23 protein-coding genes are annotated in these 24,360 nt (G+C 61.1%); 9 read left to right on the forward strand and 14 right to left on the reverse strand.

Annotated elements, in window-relative coordinates; translation table 11 throughout:
• Positions 1-130: 130 nt before the first annotated feature.
• From V5E99_RS08990 to V5E99_RS09030, 9 genes are all read right to left on the reverse strand, one after another.
• Positions 131-895 (reverse strand): ABC transporter ATP-binding protein, encoded by a 765-nt coding sequence (locus tag V5E99_RS08990; protein WP_499802129.1) that lies wholly within the window; start codon positions 893-895, stop codon positions 131-133.
• A gap of 13 nt (positions 896-908) precedes the next feature.
• Complete coding sequence (locus V5E99_RS08995; protein ID WP_499802130.1) at positions 909-2,027, reverse strand: succinylglutamate desuccinylase/aspartoacylase family protein; 1,119 nt, start codon at positions 2,025-2,027, stop codon at positions 909-911.
• 12 nt (positions 2,028-2,039) lie between these two features.
• Positions 2,040-2,750 carry an ABC transporter permease gene (locus V5E99_RS09000; protein WP_499802131.1) on the reverse strand — a complete coding sequence of 237 codons (711 nt, stop codon included), beginning with the start codon at positions 2,748-2,750 and terminating at the stop codon, positions 2,040-2,042.
• Positions 2,747-3,475 carry an ABC transporter permease gene (locus V5E99_RS09005; RefSeq protein WP_499802132.1) on the reverse strand — a complete coding sequence of 243 codons (729 nt, stop codon included), beginning with the start codon at positions 3,473-3,475 and terminating at the stop codon, positions 2,747-2,749. Before V5E99_RS09005 ends, V5E99_RS09000 begins: the two co-directional genes overlap by 4 nt.
• A gap of 56 nt (positions 3,476-3,531) precedes the next feature.
• The gene (locus tag V5E99_RS09010; RefSeq protein WP_499802133.1) at positions 3,532-4,314 is read right to left on the reverse strand and encodes a transporter substrate-binding domain-containing protein; all 783 of its coding nucleotides are present in this window, start codon (positions 4,312-4,314) and stop codon (positions 3,532-3,534) included.
• A gap of 314 nt (positions 4,315-4,628) precedes the next feature.
• Complete coding sequence (locus tag V5E99_RS09015; protein WP_499802134.1) at positions 4,629-6,317, reverse strand: ATP-dependent DNA ligase; 1,689 nt, start codon at positions 6,315-6,317, stop codon at positions 4,629-4,631.
• Positions 6,314-7,336 carry a ligase-associated DNA damage response exonuclease gene (locus tag V5E99_RS09020; protein ID WP_499802135.1) on the reverse strand — a complete coding sequence of 341 codons (1,023 nt, stop codon included), beginning with the start codon at positions 7,334-7,336 and terminating at the stop codon, positions 6,314-6,316. The genes V5E99_RS09015 and V5E99_RS09020 overlap by 4 nt, the downstream gene beginning before the upstream one ends.
• 184 nt (positions 7,337-7,520) lie before the next feature.
• Positions 7,521-9,971 (reverse strand): penicillin acylase family protein, encoded by a 2,451-nt coding sequence (locus tag V5E99_RS09025; RefSeq protein WP_499802136.1) that lies wholly within the window; start codon positions 9,969-9,971, stop codon positions 7,521-7,523.
• 205 nt (positions 9,972-10,176) lie between these two features.
• Positions 10,177-10,821: a glutathione binding-like protein gene (locus V5E99_RS09030; protein WP_499802137.1), complete on the reverse strand. Its 645-nt coding sequence runs from the start codon at positions 10,819-10,821 to the stop codon at positions 10,177-10,179.
• Between the two features lie 130 nt (positions 10,822-10,951).
• Between V5E99_RS09030 and V5E99_RS09035 the strand changes: the two genes are divergently transcribed.
• Positions 10,952-11,524, forward strand: coding sequence for a cysteine hydrolase family protein (locus V5E99_RS09035; protein WP_499802138.1), 573 nt, complete (start codon positions 10,952-10,954; stop codon positions 11,522-11,524).
• A 203-nt stretch (positions 11,525-11,727) separates the two neighbouring features.
• Here V5E99_RS09035 and V5E99_RS09040 read toward each other — a convergent pair whose 3' ends face one another.
• The 4 genes from V5E99_RS09040 to V5E99_RS09055 form a co-directional block, all read right to left on the reverse strand.
• Positions 11,728-11,943: an SEC-C metal-binding domain-containing protein gene (locus V5E99_RS09040; protein ID WP_054046981.1), complete on the reverse strand. Its 216-nt coding sequence runs from the start codon at positions 11,941-11,943 to the stop codon at positions 11,728-11,730.
• A gap of 5 nt (positions 11,944-11,948) precedes the next feature.
• Entirely contained in the window at positions 11,949-12,434 is a 486-nt protein-coding gene (locus tag V5E99_RS09045) for an LEA/WHy family protein (protein ID WP_499802139.1), read from the reverse strand.
• A 122-nt stretch (positions 12,435-12,556) separates the two neighbouring features.
• Entirely contained in the window at positions 12,557-13,033 is a 477-nt protein-coding gene (locus V5E99_RS09050; RefSeq protein WP_499802140.1) for a YchJ family protein, read from the reverse strand.
• Between the two features lie 4 nt (positions 13,034-13,037).
• The gene (locus V5E99_RS09055; RefSeq protein ID WP_499802141.1) at positions 13,038-13,535 is read right to left on the reverse strand and encodes a DUF6231 family protein; all 498 of its coding nucleotides are present in this window, start codon (positions 13,533-13,535) and stop codon (positions 13,038-13,040) included.
• A 190-nt stretch (positions 13,536-13,725) separates the two neighbouring features.
• On the opposite strand from V5E99_RS09055, the gene V5E99_RS09060 reads away from it, so the two are divergent.
• The 4 genes from V5E99_RS09060 to V5E99_RS09075 all read left to right on the forward strand — a co-directional run bounded on the left by V5E99_RS09060 (position 13,726) and on the right by V5E99_RS09075 (position 16,415).
• The gene (locus V5E99_RS09060) at positions 13,726-14,421 is read left to right on the forward strand and encodes a PA1041 family peptidoglycan-binding anchor lipoprotein (protein ID WP_499802142.1); all 696 of its coding nucleotides are present in this window, start codon (positions 13,726-13,728) and stop codon (positions 14,419-14,421) included.
• Between the two features lie 91 nt (positions 14,422-14,512).
• Entirely contained in the window at positions 14,513-15,235 is a 723-nt protein-coding gene (locus tag V5E99_RS09065; RefSeq protein WP_499802143.1) for a PA1041 family peptidoglycan-binding anchor lipoprotein, read from the forward strand.
• 150 nt (positions 15,236-15,385) lie between these two features.
• Positions 15,386-15,664 carry a DUF1145 domain-containing protein gene (locus V5E99_RS09070; RefSeq protein ID WP_499802144.1) on the forward strand — a complete coding sequence of 93 codons (279 nt, stop codon included), beginning with the start codon at positions 15,386-15,388 and terminating at the stop codon, positions 15,662-15,664.
• The gene (locus V5E99_RS09075) at positions 15,657-16,415 is read left to right on the forward strand and encodes a hypothetical protein (RefSeq protein ID WP_499802145.1); all 759 of its coding nucleotides are present in this window, start codon (positions 15,657-15,659) and stop codon (positions 16,413-16,415) included. Before V5E99_RS09070 ends, V5E99_RS09075 begins: the two co-directional genes overlap by 8 nt.
• A gap of 145 nt (positions 16,416-16,560) precedes the next feature.
• Here the strand turns inward: V5E99_RS09075 and V5E99_RS09080 are convergent, their stop codons facing one another.
• On the reverse strand, positions 16,561-17,025 hold the full coding sequence (locus tag V5E99_RS09080) for a CopD family protein (protein WP_499802146.1): 465 nt from the start codon (positions 17,023-17,025) through the stop codon (positions 16,561-16,563).
• A 99-nt stretch (positions 17,026-17,124) separates the two neighbouring features.
• Here V5E99_RS09080 and dinG point away from each other — a divergent pair, with 99 nt between their 5' ends.
• From dinG to V5E99_RS09100, 4 genes are all read left to right on the forward strand, one after another.
• Positions 17,125-19,269: an ATP-dependent DNA helicase DinG gene (gene dinG, locus V5E99_RS09085; protein WP_499802147.1), complete on the forward strand. Its 2,145-nt coding sequence runs from the start codon at positions 17,125-17,127 to the stop codon at positions 19,267-19,269.
• 95 nt (positions 19,270-19,364) lie between these two features.
• Positions 19,365-21,770, forward strand: coding sequence for a hypothetical protein (locus tag V5E99_RS09090; RefSeq protein WP_499802148.1), 2,406 nt, complete (start codon positions 19,365-19,367; stop codon positions 21,768-21,770).
• Positions 21,771-21,975: 205 nt separating this feature from the next.
• Positions 21,976-23,121 (forward strand): serine hydrolase domain-containing protein, encoded by a 1,146-nt coding sequence (locus V5E99_RS09095; RefSeq protein ID WP_499802149.1) that lies wholly within the window; start codon positions 21,976-21,978, stop codon positions 23,119-23,121.
• Positions 23,122-23,233: 112 nt separating this feature from the next.
• Complete coding sequence (locus tag V5E99_RS09100) at positions 23,234-24,346, forward strand: OmpA family protein (protein WP_499802150.1); 1,113 nt, start codon at positions 23,234-23,236, stop codon at positions 24,344-24,346.
• Positions 24,347-24,360: the final 14 nt, after the last annotated feature.

Genomic DNA, 24,360 nt, shown 5'->3' on the forward strand with positions numbered 1-24,360 from the left:
CAGTGACCGTGCCGACTGGTGAAAGGTTTAATTGCAATACGCGGGCCTGTAGGAGCAAGGCTTGCCCGCGATGGCGATTTCAATAACGCCATCGCGAGCAAGCTTTGCTCCTACAGCGCAATGCAGCGGGTTACTTGAGGTTGCCGCTCAGGAACTGCTTGAGGCGCTCACTTTTCGGGCTGCCCAATACATCCTCTGGTGCGCCTTCTTCCTCGACCAACCCTTGGTGCAGAAACAACACCTGGCTCGAGACTTTGCGCGCAAAGCTCATTTCGTGGGTCACCATGATCATGGTCCGGCCTTCTTCAGCCAAACCCTGGATTACGCGCAGCACTTCACCCACCAGTTCGGGGTCGAGGGCCGAGGTCGGTTCGTCGAACAGCATGACTTCCGGTTCCATCGCCAACGCGCGGGCAATCGCTACCCGTTGCTGCTGGCCACCGGACAGAAACGCCGGGTATTGGTCCGCCACGCGTGCGGCCAGGCCCACTTTGTCGAGATAACGGCGGGCGCGGTCTTCGGCTTCTTGCTTGCTGCAACCCAGCACCCGGCGCGGGGCCATGGTGATGTTTTCCAGGACGGTCATGTGGCTCCACAGGTTGAAATGCTGGAACACCATGGCCAGTCGGGTGCGGATACGCTGCAACTCATCGGGATCGGCCACGTGCATGCCGTGGCGATCCTGGATCATGCGGATGTTCTGGCCGTCCAGGCTCATGGCGCCGTCGTTCGGTTGTTCGAGAAAGTTGATGCAGCGCAGGAAGGTACTTTTACCCGAGCCGCTGGCGCCGATCAGGCTGATGACGTCGCCGGTCTTGGCCTTGAGCGAGACGCCTTTGAGCACCTGGTGATCGCCGTAGCTTTTATGCAGGCCTTCGATGGTCAGTTTGTACATGGGGCATGCATCCTCAAGGCGAAAGTAGGTAGCCGCTGCGATAGGCTTCGGTGCCCGCGACGTGGGCGATCACCATGCCGGCAGTGGCCATGCGCCGCAGCGAACGGGCGTACATCAGCCCGGCGGCGGTGCAATGGATAGGGGTGACGCGATCAAGGATCGGGTCGATGACTTCGGCGATCAGTTGCCCGGCTTGCAGGTATTGCCCGGGCACCGCCGTGAACACCAGCAACCCGCCGACCGGCGTGGCCACTGGTTCCACACCGGCCAGCGGGGTGGCCGGGTAGGGCAGTTCGGGTAAGGACACCGGTTCGCCAGCAATGGCGCCGAAGTGAATCAGGTAATCGATCAACGCCTGGCAATCGGCGCTGGCCAGCGGGTGATACACATCGCCCTGGCCGCGCAATTCGACGGTGACCGAGAAACTGCCCAGCGGAATCTCGACGTGCTCGCCGAAGCGTTCCTTCAACTGCCACCAGAGCAAGGTGAAACATTCATCGAACGACTGACCGCCAGAGTCGGTGGCCAGCAAACTCGCTTCGGCGCCAATGTAACGCGCCAGCGGCTCGACCTGCGGCCAGGCCTCGGGCGTGGTGTACAGGTGCGTGACGGCTTCGAAATCGCAATGCAGGTCCAGCACCATATCCGCGTCACAGGCCAGCCGTTGCAGGGTCAGGCGCTGGGATTGCAGTTGGGTGGCGGCGGTCTGGCGGGCGAGGGCGTTGCGCAGGCTGGTGCGGATCAGTTGCAGGTTGTACTGCGGATCGTCGCCGAGCAGTCCTTCGATCGCGTTGCCGACCTCTTCGCTCAAGTCCACGAACCAGCGGTTGAAGTTCTGTCCGCTCTCCAGTTCGTAGCGGCCAAGCGGTACATCCATCAGTACTTGTTCCAGGCCAATCGGGTTGGCCACCGGGACGAGCACGATTTCGCTGCGCAGGCGGCCGGCCGCTTCCAGCTCCGCCAGACGCTGCTTGAGGTGCCAGGCCACCAGCATGCCGGGCATTTCGTCGGCGTGCAGGGACGACTGGATGTAGACCTTGCCCGCCGTGTTGGCCGGGCCGTAGTGAAAACTGTGGATTTGCCGTGCGGTCCCAGGCAGTGGGGCCAGCAGGTCATGGGTGTGGTGGCGCATTTACGATAAGTCCTAGTGGGTCGGCCCGAGGAAGGCCAGCCATCGGCGTTCGGCGAGGCGGAACAGGCCGACCAGCGCGAAGGTCACGCTCAGGTAGATCAGGGCGGCGATGCCGAACGACTGGAAGGTCAGGAAGGTCGCCGAGTTGGCGTCCCGCGCAACTTTCAGAATGTCGGGGATGGTCGCGGTGAACGCCACGGTGGTCGAGTGCAGCATCAAAATCACTTCGTTGCTGTAGTAAGGCAGCGAGCGACGCAGAGCGGACGGCATGATCACGTAGGCATACAGCTTCCAGCCTGTCAGACCGTAGGCCTTGGCCGCTTCGACTTCACCGTGGTTCATGCTGCGGATCGCCCCGGCGAAAATCTCCGTGGTGTAGGCGCAGGTGTTCAGGGCAAAAGCCAGGATGGTGCAGTTCATCGCATCGCGAAAGAACGCGTCCAGCACCGGTTGCGCGCGGATCGCCGCCAGGCTGTAGATCCCGGTGTAGCAGATCAGCAACTGGATATAGAGCGGCGTGCCACGGAACAGGTAGGTATAGAACTGCACCGGCCAGCGGATGTAGAAGTGCGGCGACACCCGGGCGATGGACAGCGGGATCGACACCAGGAAACCGATGAAGATCGAGGCGCTCAGCAGCCACATGGTCATGGCCAGGCCAGTGATGTGGTAACCGTCGGTATAAAGGAAGGGTTTCCAGTATTCCTGCAAGAGTTCGATCATCGTACGGCCTCCCGGGAGCCGGCGGCGTAGCGGCGTTCAAGCTTGCGCAGGACGAAGTTGGAGGCGCTGGTGATCAGCAAGTAGATCAGCGCTGCCAGGACCAGGAAGTAGAACAACTGATAGGTGCTTTTACCGGCATCCTGCGCAGCCTTGACCAGGTCGGCGAGGCCGATGATCGACACCAGCGCGGTGGCCTTGAGCATCACCATCCAGTTGTTACCGATGCCCGGCAGGGCAAAACGCATCATCTGCGGGAACACCACGATCCAGAAGCGCTGGCCGCGTTTGAGGCCATACGCGGTGGCGGCTTCGACCTGGCCCCGTGGCACGGCGAGGATTGCCCCACGGAAGGTTTCAGTGAAGTACGCGCCGTAAATGAAGCCCAGGGTGATGACCCCGGCGCTGAACGGGTTGATCTCGATGTATTCCCATTCCATGTATTCGGTGAACGTCGTCAGCCAGGTTTGCAGGCTGTAGAAGATCAGCAGCATCAGCACCAGATCCGGCACGCCGCGAATCAGCGTGGTGTAGATCTGTGCGGGCACGCGCACCAGTTTGACTTTGGACAGCTTGGCACTGGCGCCCAGCAAGCCGAGTAAAACGGCCACTAGCAGCGACAACACCGATAATTTGATGGTCATCCAGGTGCCTTCCAACAGCAAAGGACCGAAGCCCTTGAGGCTGAAGGCGGAGAGCCCCAGGTTTTGTAGGAGGTTTTCGAACATAAATCAGCAACCTGATCGAGTAAAAAAAGCGCCCATCGCGAGATGGGCGCCGGGCATTATTTGCCGCTGTACAGATTCAGATCGCCAAAGTGTTTCTTCTGAATGGTGGCGTAGGTGCCATCGTCGTGTAACGCTTTGATACCTTTATCCAGAAGTGCCTTCAGGTCTTTGTTACCTTTCGAGATACCGACAGCCGTTTTGGCTGGCAGCAGCGGAGCATCGATCGGCTTGCTGACTTCGTAATCGGCACCTTGTGGCGACTTCAAAAAGCCCAGTTCGGCTTGCAGCATGTCCTGAATCGAAGCATCCAGACGACCGGAAGTCAGGTCAGCATAGACCTGGTCCTGGTTGGCGTAGGCCTGGGTTTTCACGCCAGCCTTGTCCAGCACGGCTTTGGCGTAGGCTTCCTGGATGGTGCCTTGCTCGTAACCGACGGTTTTACCCTTCAGCGAAGCGGTGTCTTCGGTGATGCCGGCGCCTTTCTTGAACACGAAGGACGTCGGGCCGGAGAACAGCTCGCTGGAGAAGTCGATGACTTTTTCGCGGGCTTCGGTGACGGTCATCGAAGAGATCACACCGTCGAATTTATTGGCCTTGAGGCCCGGAATCATGCCGTCGAAATCGCTTTCGACCCATTTGCACTTGACCTTCAGCTCGGCGCAGATCGCATTACCCAGATCGATATCGAAGCCCACCAGGCTACCGTCGGCCGCTTTGGATTCGAAAGGCGCGTAGGAAGGGTCAACGCCAAAACGCAGCTCTTTGTATTCCTTGGCCAGCGCGGAGCCAGCAGCCATGCACAACGCCAGTGCAGAAAGGGTCAGCAATGCTTTTTTCATTATTCAATCCCTAAGAACCAATATGAGCGCTTGTGGCGCAGAATTATTGTTACTGGAAAGCGTAAGACCTATTAAAAGTAGCAATTTCCGAACCAGAGTCCCGAACAAGTGTTTTAAAAGGTGATTGAAGACAGCGATGGGGCGGATTTGTGCACGAAAACGGGCGCCAAAGAATGGCTGCACCAAGATGGTTCAGGTTGACACAAAAAACCTGTGGGAGCGGGCTTGCTCGCGAATGCGGCGTGTCAGGCGAAATACTGTTACCTGACACACCGCTTTCGCGAGCAAGCCCGCTCCCACAGTTTTGAATGTATTTAAGTCAGCAGGTCTTGCAGGGTGGCCAGGCTATCGGCTTCCTCGACAGACTTGTCCCGCCGCCAGCGCAGCATCCTTGGAAACCGCACTGCAATCCCGCTTTTGTGCCGCCGCGACAATGCGATCCCCTCAAACCCCAGCTCGAACACCAGGCTCGGCTTCACACTGCTCACCGGCCCGAACTTTTCCACGGTGGTTTTGCGCACGATGCCGTCTACCTGGCGCATTTCCTCATCGGTCAGCCCCGAGTAAGCCTTGGCAAACGGCACCAGATTTCGTTCGCTGGCGTCCGGCGGTCCGTCCCACACGGCGAAGGTGTAATCGCTGTAGAGACTGGCCCGACGACCGTGGCCGCGCTGAGCATAGATCAACACGGCATCGACGCTGAATGGCTCGACTTTCCACTTCCACCACACGCCCATGTCTTTGGTCCGGCCCACGCCATACAGCGCATCCCGGGCCTTGAGCATCATGCCTTCGACGCCGAGCTGGCGTGACGCTTCCCGTTGCCGGGCGAGGTCGAACCAGTCGTCACCGGTGAGCAGCGGCGAAGCCATCAGCACCGGGTTGTTACAGGTGGCGACGACTTGCTCCAATTGAGTGCGACGGTTGGCCTGAGTCTGGTTGCGCCAGTCTTCGCCCTGCCATTCCAGCAGGTCGTAGGCGAGGAGCACCACCGGCACGTCATCGAGGATTTTCTTGCCCAGGGTCTTGCGGCCGATGCGCTGTTGCAGCAGGGCGAAGGGCTGCACGGCGGGGGGCTGCGACGATTGCGGGTTGAAGGCGTCCTCGGTGGTCGGGTGGGTCGATTTCCATGCGACGATTTCGCCGTCAATCACGGTGCCGTCCGGCAAGCCGCTGGCCAGGCTGTCCAGTTCAGGGAAGCGCTCGCTGACCAGTTCTTCGCCACGGGACCAGACCCACAGTCGCCCGTCGCGCTTGACCACTTGGGCGCGGATGCCATCCCACTTCCATTCCACTTGCCATTGGCTGGGCGGACCAAGCAGGGCGTCGAACTGGTCCACCGGTTGCGCCAGCGCATGGGCGAGGAAAAACGGGTACGGCTGGCCGCCGCGTTGGGCATGTTCGTCGTCGGAGGGCGGCGCGATGAGTTTCAGGTAACTGGCGGCGTTCGGGCGATGGGACAAGTCGGTATAACCCACCAGCCGCTGCGCCACCCGCTTGCTGTCGAGCCCGGCCATGGCGGCCAGCGCCCGGGTGACCAGCAACTTGGAGACACCGACGCGAAAACTGCCGGTGATCAACTTGATGCACATCATCAGGCTGGCGCGGTCCAGTTGCGCCCACAGCGCCGGCAGGCGCCGGGCCAGGAAGTCCGGGGTTTCACCGCGCAAGGGCAGCAGTTTGTCTTCGATCCACGAGGCCAGCCCTTCGCTGGAGCTGTGAGCGGCTTCGGGTAGCACCAGGGAAATGGTTTCCGCCAAGTCACCGACGGCTTGATAACTTTCTTCGAACAGCCACGTCGAGAGCCCGGAAATCGTCACCGCCAGTTCCCGCAGGGCGCGCACGGGCACCAATTGCCGAGGGCGGCCGCCCGAGAGGAAATACACCGCCCACGCGGCATCTTGCGGCGCGGCTTGGGCGAAGTAGGCTTGCATCGCCGCCAATTTGGCGTTGCTGGAAGTGGTGGCATCGAGTTCGGCATACAACAGGGCGAAGGCTTTCATGCCGGCACCTCGGCGGCGTCCGTGTGTTCTTCTTCATGATCACCGTATTCGGTGCTGAACCCTTGGGCGTCGAGACCCCGTTCGCGCAAATGGCGAACCAGCACGCCCACCGAACCGTGGGTGACCATCACCCGCTCGGCCCCGGTTTGCTCGATGGCCCAGAGCAGGCCCGGCCAATCGGCGTGGTCGGACAGCACGAAGCCGCGATCCACCCCGCGCCGACGCCGCGTCCCGCGCAAACGCATCCAGCCGCTGGCGAAACCGTCGCTGTAGTCACCGAAACGGCGCACCCAGGTGCTGGCGCCCGCCGACGGCGGGGCGATCACCAAGGCCTGGCGCATGATCGGGTCGTTCTTTTTGACCTCGCCGGCATAAATCGTGGGCGGCAACCGAATGCCGGCTTCGCGATACACCCGGTTGAGCGGCTCGACGGCGCCGTGGGCCAGAATCGGGCCGAGGCTGGCGTCGATGCCGTGGAGAATCCGCTGGGCCTTGCCGAAGGAATAGCAGAACAGCACGCTGGCCTTCTCGGCGGCAATGTTGGCCTGCCACCACTGGTTGATCTCGGCAAAGACCTGCGCCTGGGGCTGCCAGCGATAGATCGGCAGGCCGAAGGTCGATTCGGTGATGAAGGTGTGGCAGCGCACCGGTTCGAAGGGCGCGCAGGTGCCGTCGGGCTCGATTTTGTAATCCCCGGAGGCGACCCAGACTTCGCCGCCGTACTCCAGGCGCACTTGGGCCGAACCGAGCACATGCCCGGCCGGGTGAAAACTCAGGGTCACGCCGTGGTGCAGCAAGCGTTCGCCGTAGGGCAGGGTTTGCAGGTGGATGTCCTGGCCCAGACGCGCGCGCAAAATCCCTTCGCCGGGCGCCGCTGCCAAATAGTGTTGATTGCCGCCGCGAGCATGATCGCCATGGGCGTGGGTGATCACCGCGCGCTCCACCGGGCGCCACGGGTCGATATAAAAATCCCCGGCGGGGCAGTACAACCCTTCGGGGCGGGCGATAACAAGGTCCATAGCGTGACCAAAATGGAGGGACTTGTTAGCTATGAGGTTTTTGTGAGGCGAGAAGTTCTATCGATTTTTCAGAGAAGAAAATCAAAAGATCGCAGCCTCGTTTCACTCGACAGCTCCTACGCTGAAATGCGTTTTCTGTAGGAGCTGTCGAGTGAAACGAGGCTGCGATCCCTTGATCTTGCCTTTACTTACCGGGTGTCAGCGTCAACCGCGCCTTGCCATAGGCCTTGTCAAAGTTCTGCGGCTGCATCGGCAGGCTCATGTACTGGCCCTTGAGCCACGGATCGACGCTGTCGAGGTAGTTCGGGCTCGCCGGGTTGCCGGACTGGCCCGTACCGTTCTGGCCCATCAGCGGTTCGGCCTGACCGAAATCGACGATAAAGCGCATCGATGGCACTAGTGTGGTGTTGAAGTCCTGACCCCAGGCAAACGCCGCCGTGTTCAACGTGGTGTGATCGCCGCCGGCCGCCAACGGACCGCGCACGGTCTGGCCGCTGGCGTTCTTCCACTCGTAGCGGTGCAGTTTGCCCCACTGCCAGGCCTTGTGATCGCCGCCCAACTGATTGTCGCCCGCACTGATGGCCGCCGCGAGGCTGCGGGCGAGGATCGCCGGTTTGTCTTCTTTCTGCGGCGTACGGATGTCATCCCAGAACGGGCTGTCTTCGCGACCGAGCAGGTGATCGGCCTGGGCCGCGTAGGACAACTTGCCATTGGCGATGAAGGCTTTCCACGCCGGGCTGCTTTCCGGGCCAAGCTCGTCGAGGAAGATTTGCTTGGCGCTCTCTTGCAGGAACAGCTCATAAATCGCCGCATCAGCGGAGGTCGGGCTGAGCTTGCCGTCGAACGCCATCAGGCGGGTCAACGCTTCACGCGCTTTGCCTCGGTCCGCCACTGGCAGCGCTTCGATCGCCTGTTTCAGCGGCTGGGACATGCCCGGCGCTTCAAACATCTTTTTCAGCTTGGCGGCGAAGGTGGTGGTCTGGTCGTACTGCATGGCGATCAGGCTGCGGGTGTCGTGTTTGCCCACGCCGGCCAGTTCAGCCAGGCGTTCGCCGCGTTCCGGGGCGGCCCAGGAATTGGACAATTGCATGCCGTAGCCGTGGGGGATGACCCGCTGGTTGGCGGTGCCGAGCCAGCCCTGGGCCGGGTCCTGGTCATAGGGGTGCAGCATCGGGTCGGCGTAACCGTCCCAGTCGTAGCGACCGTCCCAACCCGGCGACGGCAACAGGCCTTCGCCTTCGCGGCGGTTCGGGTAACGACCGGTGACCTGCCAGCCAATATTGCTGGCGTCGGCAAATACCAGGTTCAGGGCGATGGCGCGGATTTCACGGCTGGCGTCCGAAGCTTTTTCGACGGTTTGCGCTCGGGACAGGTCGAAGAACGCGTCCAGGGTCTTGTCGTCGGTGAAGCTCGGGGTCTGCAAGGCCAGGCCAAAACCATTGGCCATGCTCAGGCCTTGGGCGCTGTTGAGCAGCGGTCCGTGGCGGGTTTCGTACACGGCTTCGCGAAGCGGCCGCTGGCCTTTGACGAAATAGGTTTCGTTGCGCACGACCACCGGCTGCCATTTGCCGTTCGCCTCATAGGTCAAACCGTTGCCCTGGCGTTTGATTTTTTCCAGGAACAGGTCCTGGTTGTCGCCCATGACCGTGGTCATGCTCCACGCCACTTTGCCGTTGAAACCACCGAGCACCATCGGCAGGCCGGCGATGCTGACGCCTGCGGCCTGATATTTCGGCGCGCGGATCTGCACGTAGCTGTACAGCGACGGCACGCCCATCGGCCCATGACTGTCGCTGGCCAGCAGGCTTTTACCGCTGCGGCTGCGTTGCGGGCCGATGGCCCAGTTGTTGGACGATGTGGCGCCGAGCAGATTCAGATCAGAGAGTTGCCCGGTGGCCTTGGTGATTTCCGCCAGACCCGGGATCGCGCCGTTGAGCTTGATGCCTTGCAGCTTGTCGGCTTCGCCCGCTTGCAGTTTTTCGTCAGGCGCGGACGGCGTCAGCCACGGCAGCTTGTCGGTGCTGACGGTTTGCGCCAGCACCAGCGAGGAGATTTCTTCCGGCAGGTTGGCCGACTGGCTGAAATTCAACAGGCAGAAAATCAGCGCCGAATCTTCGGGCTTCCAGTATTCAGGCTTGTAACCGGTCGCCGCGAGGTCGGCCGGCAGCTTGTCGCGGTAGCGGAACAGGTAGGCGTTGACGCCCCGGGCATAGACTTCAAAGAAACGCTTGAGCCGTGGCGAAGAGGCTTTGTACAACTCGCCGGCGCTTTTCTTCAGGTTGACCGCGCGCATGTAGCGGTCGGCGTCGAGCAGGTCCGGGCCGGACATTTCCGCCAGACGGCCTTCAGCGAGCAGGCGCATGGTCACCATTTGGGTGAGGCGGTCGCTGGCGTGGACGTAACCGAGGGTGAACAGCGCATCGTGGAAGGTATTACTTTCGATCAACGGCATGCCCATGGCATTGCGACGCACCGAAACGTTCTGCGCCAGGCCCTTGAGCGGCTGTACGCCGGAGGTCGGCGGGAGGGTGTCCTGGGTGTTCCAGGTCTGACAACCGGTCAGGCTCAAAACACCGGCCACTGCTGCGGCAACGCCGAACCGGGGAAGAAAATGTGTAAGGGCTGGCGAGGCCATGGCAAAGCTCCTGCGGGGGTAGTAACGCAATAAAGGCGCTACGTTAGTGAGCAGGAGGTGGCCGCGCAAGCGGGGCGCAGGGTTATTTCAGCAATTGTCGGATAAACGCAAAAGATCGCAGCCTTCGGCAGCTCCTACAGGGGGAACATCAATCCCATGTAGGAGCTGCCGAAGGCTGCGATCTTTTGATCTTCCAGGCTTGAAATCAGGACTTAGGCGGATTCACCTTCGCCGCAATCGCATACGCCTTCACCGTCGCCGGGCGGTTCTGGATGTGGGTGAACCAGCGCAGCACGTTGGGGAAGTCTTCCAGGTTCTGGCTCTGCCACTTGTGGGAAACGATCCACGGGTAGATCGCCATGTCGGCAATGCTGTATTCGCTGCCGGCGACGAATTCATTGTTCGCCAGTTGCTTGTCGAGCACGCCATAGAGGCGGGCGGTTTCATCGATGTAGCGTTTGATCGCGTAGGGGATTTTTTCCGGCGCGAACTGGCTGAAGTGATGATTCTGCCCGGCCATTGGCCCCAAACCGCCCATCTGCCAGAACAGCCATTGCAGCGCCAGTTGGCGGCCGCGCAGGTCCTTGGGCAGGAATTGACCGGTTTTCTCCGCCAGGTACAGCAAAATCGCCCCGGACTCGAACACCGACAACGGTTCACCGCCATCCAGCGGTTCATGATCGACGATCGCCGGGATTTTGTTGTTCGGGGAGATTTTCAGGAACTCGGGTTTGAACTGGTCGTTTTTGCTGATGTTGATCGGGTGGACGTTGTACTTGAGGCCGGCCTCTTCGAGAAAAATCGAGATTTTGTGGCCGTTGGGGGTGGTCCAGTAATACAGGTCGATCATGGAATGCTCCAAAAAATAGACGTCATTAAGTACGGACAGCAACCGCTCGCATTAGGTCGTCCTGTTTGCATTGGAGAGCTTGCCTGTAGGAAGAGGTGATGCTGAAGTGCGTGAAATTCAATGACCCGGCATGAGAAAAGTCAGCATGGAGCTCAAGAGCAACGCAGCGTTGATCATCATCGACCAGCAAAAAGGCATCCTGCATCCCAAATTGGGTCGTCGGAATAATCCTCAGGCTGAAGCGCGAATCCTCGATTTGCTGCTGTATTGGCGTCAAACCGGCCGGCCGGTCATTCACGTGCAGCACCTGTCCCGCTCCCCGGAATCAGTGTTCTGGCCGCAGCAATCAGGCGTGGAGTTTCAGGAACGGTTTCAGCCATTGGCCGGCGAACAACTGATCCAGAAGCAGGTGCCGGATGCTTTTTGTGCGACGGGGCTGGAGGCTGGATTGCGTGAGGCGGGGATTGATCAATTGGTCATCGTTGGCGTGGCGACTAACAACTCGGTGGAGTCCACGGCGCGAACGGCCGGCAATCTCGGGTTTGAGGCGTGGGTGGCCGAGGATGCGTGCTTTACCTTCGACAAGGCCGATTTTTTCGGTAACGCCCATAGCGCTGAAGAAGTGCATGCGATGTCGCTGGGGAATCTGCATGGCGAATATGCGACGGTCGTCAGTACAACGCAGATCCTGAAAATTGACTAAATCCCCCCTGTGGGAGCGGGCTTGCTCGCGAATGCGCTCTGTCTGAGACATTGTTGCTGGATGTACCGCCGCTTTCGCGAGCAAGCCCGCTCCCACAGGGGATCTGTCGTATACACAAAAGCTGTGTTTGGCGCAGAACCTGGGTGGGGGCGAGCCTGCTCGCGAAGCGATTCAACCGGCGCCGATAACATGCGCCCGAAGCATCAAGCGCCGTGGCACTTCTTGAATTTCTTGCCGTTGCCGCATGGGCAAGGATCGTTGCGGCCGACGTCTTTCAGGGCGTTGCGCACCGGTTCCTGGTGAGCGTGGCCGCAGTTTGGACCGTGGACATGGCCATGGTCGTGATCATGGTGGTCGTGGGCATGATCGTCATGATCGTGGTTGCAGTCAGGGCCATGGACGTGGGGTTGCTGGGTCATCGGGGTTACTCCGGAATTAAATCGGCGGGGATTATCACGCCATTGCGCGCCAGGTGCACGTAGTGCGCGATGAATAGTCCCGTTTCCAGTTCACCTTCCAGGCGATAAGGGATGGGTTGCCTGGGGTTTTTCAGCATTTTCACCACGTCTCGAATCTTGGGCCACAGGTTGGTGCGGATCGGAATCTTGAAGTAGGCGCTGCGTTTGGGGCCGACGGTGAACCAGTGCTCGTGCTCGCCTTCGGTCAGCAGCATGTCGCCCAGGTGAATGCGGTATTCGAGGCTGCGCACGGTCAGGTCGCTGTCGTTGGGGTTGTCGATGCGAAAGTGCAGCAGAAATTTCTGTTCCAGCAGTTTGGCCCGCACCACTTCGACCTTGACCAGATGCACGGCGGGGTCGGGTTCGTCGTCGCTGAACCACGACGCGCAGCCGCTGAGGCTCAGGAGTGCGAGCAGAGTGACCAGGTAAAGTGCGAGTCGCCGGGTAATCATGGTGGTGTTTCTCCCTTGAAACCCAGTCTAGCCTTAAAGATCGCAGCCTTCGGCAGCTCCTACGGGGTGTACGCCATTCCAATGTAGGAGCTGCCGAAGGTTGCGATCTTTTAAGCATCACCTCAGGCGCCGAAATACCCCGCACAACACTTCTTGAATTTCTGCCCGCTCGCACACGGGCAAGTATCGTTGCGGCCGGCCTTGAGTTGCACGGTCGGGTCGATGAAGTACCAGCGACCGGCGTTCTGCACAAACGAAGAGCGCTCGCGGTGGCTGTGCTCGCCGGTGCTGTCGTGCCAGCGCGCGGTGAAGGTGACGAAGGCGTGTTCCGGTTGGCCGCCGAACACTTCGGAGCTTTCCACTTCCAGGCCCAGCCAGGTGCTTTGCGCGCTCCAGTCGCTGATGGACTGACGATCCAGCCCGGCCTGTTGGGCGGGCAGGGTGGTCGCCACCAGATAATCGATCAAGCCCAACACATAGGCGCTGTAGCGCGAACGCATCAAGGCATCGGCGCACGGGGCCGGATGGCCGGCATGGTAATGACCGCAGCAGGCGTCGAGCAGGGTGCCGCTGCCGCAAGGGCAAATGGATGTACTCATTGCGTTACCACCAATATTTCCCGAAGTTTTCCGGATTGGCCCAGAAGCGTGAATTGAGCCAGTCAGGTACTTGTTTGTAGTCAAGCAGATCGTAGGTGAACAGCGTCAACACCTGATCGTCACGCTGGAAACGTTCGCTGGCTTGCAGCGCCAGGGAGAAAAAATCGGTCTCCTGCCAACCGCTGGCCGGCAAGTCCGCCAGCACCGCGATGCGGCTGGCGTTGAGGTTGCGGATGCCGCCGAGCAGGTTCAGGCCATCGCGTTTGGGCAGGTGCTCCAGGCAATCGACCACCAGCGCCAGGTCAAAACGCCGGGCCGCCAGTTCTTCAGGCAAGGGGCCGGGCGCCGCGTGAGCGACGCAACTGTCCGGGTGCGCGAGCTTGAATGCTTCAAGCGCCGGAAACTGGCTGGCGCCAATCAGCAGCAGCCGCGCCGGGGCGTAGCGGTCCAGCAAAGCGGCCAGTGCCTGTTGCGGCGTGCGCGAAGAAATACCTGCAATCATCGAAGATCCTCAATCAGAGCTGCCAAGACTAGCCTGCCCCAACGTTCGGGCCTAGAGCCATCGTGCAGCAAAAGTGCCGATCTGCCGTGAACACGGGGAAAAACAGCAATGGCCTATTGCTGGCGGAGATTAAAACTCCGGTCTTTACTCCCTGAATCGGTTCTAAGCCGATCCCTCAGGAGAAAACTAGATGAGCATAGTTCGGACAGCATTACCCTTGGTTCTGCTAACCAGTGTGTTGACTGGTTGCGCAGGTTTGCAGAAAACCGACTGGCCGACCTGTGCGGCGGTCGGTGGTGTCGTCGGTGCCGGTCTCGGCGCGACCGAAAGTTCGTCGTGGGCCGGCTATGGCGCGCTGCTGGTCGGCGGTACGGCAGCCGCTTATTGCTGGGTGCACGGTGATGGCGACGAAGACGGCGATGGCGTGCCGGACAGTCGCGACAAGTGCCCGCATACGCCTAAAGGCGTGCAGGTCGATGCCGACGGTTGCCCGCCACCAGCCCCTGCGCCAGTGGTTGAAGAAGTCGTGGTGGTCAAGGAAGAAACCATCGTCATCCGCGATGTTCACTTCCAGTTCGACAAAGCCACGCTCACACCTTCTGACAAAGAGGTTCTCGACAAAGTCGCTACTCGCCTGAAACAGGAATCTTCGACCGCACGCCTGACCGTGACTGGCCACACCGACAGCGTGGGCAGCGATGCCTACAACCAGAAACTGTCGGATAAACGCGCGCACTCGGTCGTTGAATACCTGATCCACGATGGCGTACCGCGCAGCAGCTTCGTGTCTGTCACCGGTAAAGGCGAAAGCCAGCCAGTGGCCGATAACAAAACTGCGGATGGCCGCGCGTTGAACCGTCGTACCGAAATCAAAATCGAGCGTTAAGTCCCTTCCGCTCCGCGGCTTGTGCAGTCGCGGATGCGGGTCTTTACTCCTGTGTAACCGGTATGGGCCGGTAACACAGGAGCATTCACAAATGAGCGTTCTCACACGGACCGTCTTACCGGTTCTGCTGCTTGGCAGCCTGTTGACCGGTTGCGCTACTCACAGCGATGGCACTGCCCCCCTGAATCAACGTACCTGGCCGATCTGCAGCGTCATTGGCGGACTGGTCGGCGGTGGCCTGGGTGCTATCGAAAGTGGCGGTTGGGCGGCCGGCGGAGCAGCGCTCGGTATCTTGACCGGTGGTTTGATCTGCTACGCCCAGGATGGCGATGAAGATGGCGACGGCGTGTTCGACCGGCGCGATCGTTGCCCGGATACGCCAGCCAACACCCCGGTCGACCATCGCGGTTGCCCGCTGCCGCAATACCCGGCCAGCGTGAAACCAGTCGAAGCGGCACCGGTGTCGGAAGTCATCACCCTGAGCGATGCCGGCAACGTGCTGTTCGCCTTCGACAAGTCTGACCTGACCCCGGCCGCACGCAGTCAACTGGATGGCCTGATGGCCAAGTTGCAAAACGCTGACGTGGTCAGCATCAAGGTCCTGGGGCATACCGACAGCAAAGGCTCGGATGCGTATAACCAGGCTCTGTCGGAACGTCGCGCCAGCAGTGTGGCGGCCTACCTGTTGAGCCAGGGCCTGGCGCCGAACAAACTCACCAGCGAGGGCAAGGGTGAAAGTCAGCCGGTGGCCGACAATGAAACGGAAGAAGGGCGGGCGAAAAACCGTCGTGTGGAACTGCATATCAATCGCTGATGTGTACCGCAGAGCCTCGATCTAGAGCCGCCGATCGACGAAATTCGTCGGTCCGGCGGTCTTGTTGAAGAATTTTTTCGCGCCCTCTGGCTTATCCCTCGTGGAAGCCGTTACTGTGCGCTCAAAGAATAATTCTCAACGGGGGAGCGTATGAAGGTGTTTTGGGGGCTGGGGAAGCTGTTGACCCTGCTGTTCTGGCTGGTGGTGCTGGTCAATCTGCTGATCCCTTTTATCAATCCGCTGCACCTGCTGGTCAACCTGGCCGGCGCGCTGCTGGCGGGCATCCATGTTCTGGAAGTGCTGCTGTGCAACCGCAACCTCCAGGGTCGCGCCCATCCGTGGCGTGATCGTCTGAAGATTCTGTTCTTTGGCGTTTTCCACCTTCAAACCATTCCGGCCCCGGCCGTACCAGGGGCTTCCCATGCGTAAACTCTGTCTGCTTGCTGCACTCATCAGCCCATTCGCCTGCGCCCAGGTGGTGAGTGTCGAAACCAACTCGCTGATGCGTTTGCCCAACACCGCCAGCACCTTGCAGTTGGAAAAACTGGAAGTCGCGGACTACGGCACGTTGCTGATCCCCTCGAACGTGACCGAAGTGACGGTCGGCGAATTGCGCCTGGGGCGTGACGCGCGGATCGCCATCGTGCCCGGTGAACAACCGCTGGAACTGAAAATCAGCCGCGCCAATCTGTCCGAAGGCAGCCTGATCACCGCTCGCGGTGCGCCGGGCACTTACCTCAAGCCTGCCCGTTCGGGGCGCAACCTCAATGTGCTGATCAAATCGTTGAACGCCCCGAAGCTGACGGTCGATGCGCGCGGCGGTGCCGGTGCGCCGGGGTTTGTCGGGCTCGATGGCGCCAACGGTGAAGAGCCGGGTTGCACCTGGGGCCAGGCCGGTCACGGGTTCGACGGCAGCAATGGCAGCGATGGCCAGCCGGGCGCCGCCGGTGCACTGGTGCGCCTGCAAGTACCGCGCGATTACCCGGCCGAGCAGATCAAGGTTCAGGTCGCGGGCGGTGCCGGTGGTCTGGCCGGGCCTGGCGGCAAGCCGGGCGCGGGTGGCAAGGCCAAGGGTTGCCTCGTCTACAAGGCCGATGGCGGCAAGAGTGGCCGCCCAGGGGCTGATGGTCAGCCAGGGCCCGCTGGTGCGGCGGGGTCGGTGACGGTCCAGCGGTTGTAAGCTGTTTCCGGGATTTATGTAGCCTGGTAGATCGCTCTCGCGGGCAAGCCTTGCTCCTACAGATTTTGAGTCGTCTGCGGTATCGGCGAACAACATAAATCCCGTAGGAGCAAGGCTTGCCCGCGAGGGCGTCAGTGCAGACGCCTCAGAACATCGGCCGCGCCGAAGCAATCGCCACCAACACCAACCCGACGATCAGATTAATCCCCACCAACCGGCGAATCTTCCCAAGCGTCGCCGCCCCGGTCGGCCAATCCTGCGCCGCCACCGCCGTCCGCAACTCCGGCAGCAACAACGCCTGAATCCGGATAAACAGCGCGGTCATCACCACGTACAACCCCATCATCACCTGCACATAGCGCGGCGCGGTCTCGAACCCGGCGTATTGCAAATGGATCATGCCCACACCGCTGATCGGCAAAAGCACCACCGCGACCCAGACCCAGCGGAAAAAACCTTGAAACACTTCTACCCACAGCTTCAACCGGCCGGGGCCCTCCAGGGCCTTCATCGCCGCCGGGCGCAGGACCATCCAGGCGAAAAACATGCCGCCGACCCACACCAGGGCGGACAGGACATGCAGGGTATAAACAAGGCTAAAAGCGGTCATTGAGGTACTCCGTTCTGCGCGGGATTAATTAGCGCGGTATGATAGCCGCCATCCGAAACCACTGAAAATTTATCCAGCGTTTTTTGCGCCCGACAATCCATGATCAGCACCGAACTCAAAACCACGATCCAGGGCGCCTACTCGCGTTTTCTTGAAGCCAAGAGCCTCAAACCGCGCTACGGCCAACGCCTGATGATCGCCGAAATTGCCAAAGTCCTCGGTGACATCGACACCGACGACGAAGGCCGGCGCAGTGGCGACCCCGCGATTGTCGCGGTGGAAGCCGGCACCGGCACCGGTAAAACCGTGGCCTACAGCCTGGCGGCGATCCCGACGGCCAAAGCCGCGGGCAAACGCCTGGTGATCGCTACGGCCACCGTGGCCCTGCAAGAGCAGATCGTCTACAAGGATTTACCTGACCTGATGCGCAACAGCGGGCTGAATTTCAGCTTCGCCCTGGCCAAGGGCCGGGGGCGCTACATGTGCCTGTCCAAGCTCGACATGTTGCTGCAGGAAGGCCACGCGCAAACCGCCACGGCGCAGTTGTTCGAAGAAGAAGGCTTCAAGATCGAAGTCGATGAGGCCAGTCAGAAGCTTTTCACCAGCATGATCGAAAAGCTCGCCGGCAATAAATGGGACGGCGACCGCGACAGTTGGTCCACCGCGCTCGAAGACGCCGACTGGGCGCGCCTGACCACCGACCACAGCCAGTGCACCAACCGTCATTGCCCGAACTTCGGCCAGTGCGCCTTCTACAAGGCCCGCGAAGGCATGGGCAAGGTTGATGTCATCGTCACTAACCACGACATGGTCCTGGCTGACCTGGCCCTGGGCGGCGGCGCCGTGCTGCCGGACCCGCGCGACACCATCTACGTATTCGACGAAGGCCATCACCTGCCGGACAAGGCGATCGGTCACTTCGCCCACTACACGCGCCTGCGTTCCACCGCCGACTGGCTGGAAACCACCGCCAAGAACCTCACCAAATTGCTGGCCCAGCACCCGTTGCCCGGCGATTTGGGCAAGTTGATCGAGCAAGTGCCGGAACTGGCGCGAGAGATCAAGACCCAGCAGCAATTCATGTTCACCGCATGCGAACAGGTCGCCGATTTCAAACCCGGCGAAGACGTCGAAGGTCGCGAACGACCGCGTCATCGCTTCGTCGGCGGTGTGATCCCCGAGCACATGCGCGAAATGGGCATCGAGCTGAAAAAAGCCTTCGCCCGCCTGACCGATTTGTTCACCCGCCTCACCGAACTGCTCAAGGAAGGCATGGACGGCGAGGTCAACATCGGCATCGCCAGCAACCAGGCAGAAGAGTGGTATCCGCTGTTCGGCAGCCTGTTGTCCCGTTCTTCGGGCAACTGGGAGCTGTGGACCGCGTTCACCGCCGAAGACCCGGAAGACAACCCGCCCATGGCCCGTTGGCTGACCCTGGCGGAAAGCGGTTCGCTGTTCGACATCGAGGTCAACGCCAGCCCGATCCTCGCGGCCGAAATGCTCCGTCGCAACCTGTGGAACGTCGCCTATGGCGCGCTGGTCACTTCGGCGACGCTGACGGCCCTCGGCACCTTCGACCGTTTCCGCATGCGCGCCGGCCTGCCGAAAAAAGCCGTCACCGCTGTGGTGCCGAGTCCGTTCCATCACGCCGACGCCGGTGTGCTGCGGGTGCCGGACCTCAAAGCCGACCCGCGTGACGCGCCGGCCCACACCGCCGCGATCATCCGTGATCTGCCCTCGCTGGTCGAAGGCTCGCGGGGCACCCTGGTGCTGTTCTCCTCGCGTAAACAGATGCAGGACGTGTTCGACGGCCTGGATCGCGACTGGCGCAAGCAAGTGTTCATTCAAGGCAACCTGTCGAAACAGGAAACCCTGAACAAGCACAAGGCGCGGGTCGATGGCGGGGATTCCAGCGTGCTGTTCGGCCTGGCGAGTTTTGCCGAAGGCGTGGATTTGCCCGGCGCTTATTGCGAGCACGTGGTGATCGCCAAAATTCCGTTCTCGGTGCCCGACGATCCTGTGGAAGCGGCGTTGGCCGAATGGATCGAAGCCCGGGGCGGCAATCCGTTCATGGAGATCTCCGTGCCGGACGCCTCGTTGAAACTGGTCCAGGCCTGCGGTCGTTTGCTGCGAACCGAAGAGGATCGCGGCACCATCACTTTGCTGGATCGGCGCCTGGTCACCCAGCGCTACGGCAAAGCGATCCTCAATGCGTTGCCACCCTTCCGACGTGAAATTTCCTGATACACCGGTGGGCAGTTTTGCCCGCCGCGTTGTCTATCTCTCTGCCATCGCTTTTCCATTGGCCATTGTTGGTCGTTAGGGAGAATTTCGTTCTCATGATTCGTCGTTCGTTGCCTGCTGTATTTGCCCTGTTGTTCGCAACGCCCTTGCTGGCTGCTCCTGCGGGCCAGCAAACGCTGTTCAACTTTGTGCGCCCCGCCGACGTGGTGACGGTGGCGACCCAGGACGCCAGCCTGCCGCAATCCAACGCCGAGCAAACGGCCGAAGGCGAAGTACTGCGCCGGGTGACGTTTAACCCGGTGGCTCAGCCAACCTTGCGCCTGACCCCGCAAACCGGTGCCTGGGACTGGTCGCAGTCCGGCGTCATGAGTTTGCGGGTCCAGAGCGCCATGAATTGGGACTTGACCCTCTACGTGACCATCCAGAGCAACGACGGCAAGACTCTGGTCAGCCGCGTCGATCTGCCGGCGGGCCCGGCGCAAACCCTGCTGGTGCCATTGGTTGCCAGCTCGCCGTTGAGCCAAGGCATGAAAGCCGGGCCGCCGATGCCGATGACCTTCGACGGTCAACGCGTGCTACTGGCCAGCAGCACGGGTGAACTGGATCGCAGCCAAGTGGTGTCGGTCAGCCTGTCGATGGATCAGCCGAAAGTCGCCCAAAGCATCCTGCTGGAACGCTTCGGCGTGCAGGACGGCGCGGACGTGACCCAAGCCGCTTATGGCGGTTTGGTGGATGCCTACGGTCAATCGACCCGGGCCAAATGGCCTGAGAAAGTCAGCAGCGACGAGCAATTGAAGTCCGCGGCGGCAAAAGAACATCAACAGCTGAAAACCTGGCTGGCCGAGCGCGAGAAATCGTCTCTGGACTCATACGGCGGCTTGAACAAAGGCCCGGCATTCAAGGCCAGCGGCTTTTTCCGTACCGAGAAGCGCGACGGTCGCTGGTACCTGGTGACCCCCGAGGGCCATCCTTTCTATTCTCTGGGCGTGAACACCGTCGCCCCGGACGTCAATCAAACCTACATCGCCGGTCGCGAGTGGATGTTTGAGAACCTGCCCAAACCCGATGAGCCGCTGGCCGCCAACTATGGCGAAGGCGACAACCGTGGTGGCAACGGCGCCGATCAGGGCCGTGCCTACAACGCCGGTCGCTGGTACGACTTCTATGGCGCCAACCTGCAACGCCTCTACGGTCAACCGTGCGCGGCGAGCAGTGAAACCAAGGCCGGCGTCGCCGAAGCAGCCAAAGCCGATGCGCAAACCGCCGAGAAACCGGCCGTCGCACCGTGCAAGCCCGAAGCAATCGACGAAAAACGCTGGGCCAGCCATACCCTGGATCGCCTGCAAGCCTGGGGTTTCAACACCATCGGTAACTGGAGCGCCCCGGCGCTGGGCAACGCGGACCGCGTGCCGTACACCTTGCCGCTGTCGATCGTCGGCGATTACGCCAGCATCAGCACCGGCACCGATTGGTGGGGCGGTATGCCTGACCCATTCGACCCGCGTTTCGCCATGGCCACCGAGCGGGCCGTGGCCATTGCCGCGCGTGATCACCGTGACGATCCCTGGCTGATCGGTTATTTCGCCGACAACGAATTGGCCTGGGCCGGTCCGGGCGACGATCCGAAGTCCCGCTACGCGCTGGCTTACGGCACCCTGAAAATGACCACCGACGTGCCGGCCAAACGCGCGTTCCTCAAGCAATTGCGCGACAAGTACCGCAACCAGGCCGGCCTGTCGAAGGCCTGGGGCATTGACCTGCCAGCGTGGGAATTGATGGAAGATCCGGGCTTCGAAGCGCCGCTGCCTAACGCCGAACACCCGGAAATCGAAGCCGACTTCAAATACTTCCAGAAAGTCTTTGCGGACACCTACTTCAAGACCATCTCCGACTCGCTGAAATGGCACGCGCCGAACCAGTTGTTGCTCGGTGGCCGTTTCGCCATCAGCACCCCGGAAGCGGTCGAGTCCTGCGCGCAGTATTGCGATGTGTTGAGTTTCAACATGTACACCCTGCAACCCCAGGACGGTTACGACTTCGCCAAACTGCGCAGCCTCGACAAACCGGTGCTGATCACCGAGTTCAACTTTGGCTCGGCGGATCGCGGCCCGTTCTGGGGCGGCGTGACGCAACTGGCCAAGGAAGAAGATCGCGGCCCGGCTTACGCCAACTTCCTGAAACAGGCGATGAGTGAGCCGTCGATTGTCGGCGTGCATTGGTTCCAGTACCTGGATCAGCCAGTGACCGGCCGTCTACTGGATGGCGAGAACGGCCATTTCGGGTTGGTGGGCATTACCGATCTGCCGTTCCAGGGTTTTGTCGACAGTGTGCGTAAAAGCAACTTGCAGACCGTTGAGCAACTGGGCAAAGAGGCGCAGAAGGCCAAAGCCGAAGCGGACAAGGCCAGTCATGCGGCCGAGGGCGGCAGGAAGGGCGACGCCGGCAAAGGTCCGGGGCAGGGCGCTGGCCATGCGGGTGGGCATTCCGGCAACGGCCATTAACATTTGAGAAAGCCAAGATCGCAGCCTGCGCCAGCCCCTACAGTGGAATTGTGTTCACCCTGTAGGAGCTGTCGCAGGCTGCGATCTTTTGATCTTGACCGTTGGGAGGGCGCGGCAACCGCCCAGCCCGCCCCTGTTCCCAAAACCCTCTAGGGCTGGAACAATGCGGGCCACTTTGTAGAGCGTTAATCCGGGGGAGTTGCGGGTGCAGATTCAGGGTCATTACGAGCTTAAGTTCGAAGCGGTGCGCGAAGCTTTCGCCGCGCTGTTCGACGATCCCCAGGAGCGCGGCGCAGCGTTGTGCATCCAGGTCGGCGGTGAAACCGTCCTCGACCTCTGGGGCGGTACCGCCGACAAGGACGGCGCCGAGGCCTGGCACAGCGACACCATCGCCAACCTGTTCTCCTGCACCAAGACCTTCACCGCCGTCACCGCGCTTCAACTGGTGGCCGAAGGCAAGCTTCAGCTCGATGCCCCCGTCGCCCGCTACTGGCCGGAATTCGCCGCCGCTGGCAAAGAATCCGTGACCTTGCGCCAATTGCTCTGCCACCAGGCCGGTCTACCGGCCCTGCGCGAGTTGCTGGCGCCGGAAGCGCTGTATGACTGGCAAACCATGGTCGATGCGCTGGCCGCCGAAGCACCGTGGTGGACGCCGGGGCAGGGCCACGGCTATGCCGCCATCACCTACGGCTGGTTGGTGGGCGAGTTACTTCGGCGTGCTGACGGTCGTGGGCCGGGTGAATCCATCGTGGCGCGGGTCGCCAAGCCGTTGGGGCTGGACTTCCATGTCGGCCTGGCTGACGAAGAGTTTCACCGCGTAGCGCATATCGCCCGGGGCAAAGGCAATGTCGGCGATGCGGCGGCCCAGCGCCTGCTGCAGGTGACCATGCGCGAGCCAACGGCGATGACCACCCGGGCGTTTACCAACCCGCCGTCGATCATGACCAGTACCAACAAACCGGAATGGCGACGCATGCAACAACCGGCGGCCAATGGCCACGGCAATGCCCGCAGCCTGGCCGGCTTCTATGCCGGCCTGCTGGACGGCAGCCTGCTGGAAAGCGAAATGCTCGATGAGCTGACCCGCGAACACAGCCTCGGTGAAGACAAGACTTTACTGACCCAGACCCGTTTCGGCCTGGGTTGCATGCTCGATCAACCGAATGTTCCGAACGCCACCTACGGCCTCGGGCCACGGGCGTTCGGGCATCCGGGGGCGGGCGGTTCCATCGGTTTTGCCGACCCTGAACACGATGTGGCGTTCGGTTTTGTGACAAATACCTTGGGGCCGTACGTCTTGATGGACCCGCGCGCGCAAAAGCTCGCTCGGGTGCTTGCCACTTGTCTGTAAAGCTTTGCTGAAAGGTCCTACACAGGAACCTCGTAACCTTTTTCGATTCAAAGCGTCTGTTTATGCGGTCCGTTGTGGACCTGTGTTTATTACTTCATTTTGTGGATATCCAATGTCATCCAATAAAACTCTCGCTTTGGCACTGTGCTTCGCCATCACCGGTTGTGCACAAACTCCGCAAAATGACGCTGCTGGCGACAGCCATTGGTGGCAGTTCGGCTCTTCCGACAAAGTCGCGGCCAAAGCGCCGGCCGCTGCTGCTCCGGCTGCCGCGCCTGCGCCGCTGAAGCCGGCGGTTACCGCGCCGGTTGTCAAGACTGAAAGTGCCAGCCACTGGTACTGGCCGTTCGGTTCCGATGACGGCGCTGCCAAGCCTGACGTTAAGCCGGAAGCCAAACCCGACGCCAAGCCAGCCGTAGTGGCCAAGGCCGATGCCGACACCGGTAGCAAGTGGTGGTGGCCGTTCGGCGGCAAAGAGCAGAGCACCGCCAAAGTCGTGCCGATGCCGGACCCGAAAGTCACCCAGGCCTGGCTCGATGACTACGAGCCGCGTCTGCGTGAGGCGATCAAGGACAGCAACCTGCAACTCGAGCGTCGTGAAAACGTCTTGGTCGTGATCGCGCCGATTGACAGCTCGTTCAACCCGAAACGCCCAGGCATGCTGCTGCCAGTGACGCTTGGCCCGTTCACCCGCGTGGCGAAGATTCTTGAAGTCGATCCGAAAACCGCCGTGCTGGTGCTCGGTCACAGCGATACCACGGGCGTTGCAGTGGATAACGTGAAGCTGAGCCAGGAGCGTGCGCAATCCGTGGCGTCGATCTTTCGTCTCAGCGGTTTGCAGCGTGATCGCCTGATGCTGCGTGGCATGGGGGGCGAAGCGCCGCGCGCCGCCAACGATAGCCAGGAAGGCCGCGCCCTGAACCGCCGCGTGGAATTGCTGGTGACCCCGCAAAACACCATGGTCGCGTTGTTGAGCAAATACAACATGCCAGCCCCGGCCCCCGTGACCATGATTGCCGCCCAGACCGTCAAGCCAGTGGTCGCACCTGTGACACCTGCACCGGCGGCCAAGAAAACCGTGGCACCTGCTGCGAAAAAGGCTCCGGCCAAAAAAGCCGCAGCCAAGGCTCCAGCGAAGAAGGCCCCGGCCAAAAAAGCTGCAACCCCGGCCAAGAAAGCCGCCCCGGCTGACGACGGCAAAGTTGCTGACGCTACCAAAAAGTAATTCGTTAACCAGAA

Origin of the sequence: Janthinobacterium sp. LPB2021202312-11-4 (assembly GCF_037049705.1) — a bacterium.
Taxonomy (GTDB): domain Bacteria; phylum Pseudomonadota; class Gammaproteobacteria; order Pseudomonadales; family Pseudomonadaceae; genus Aquipseudomonas.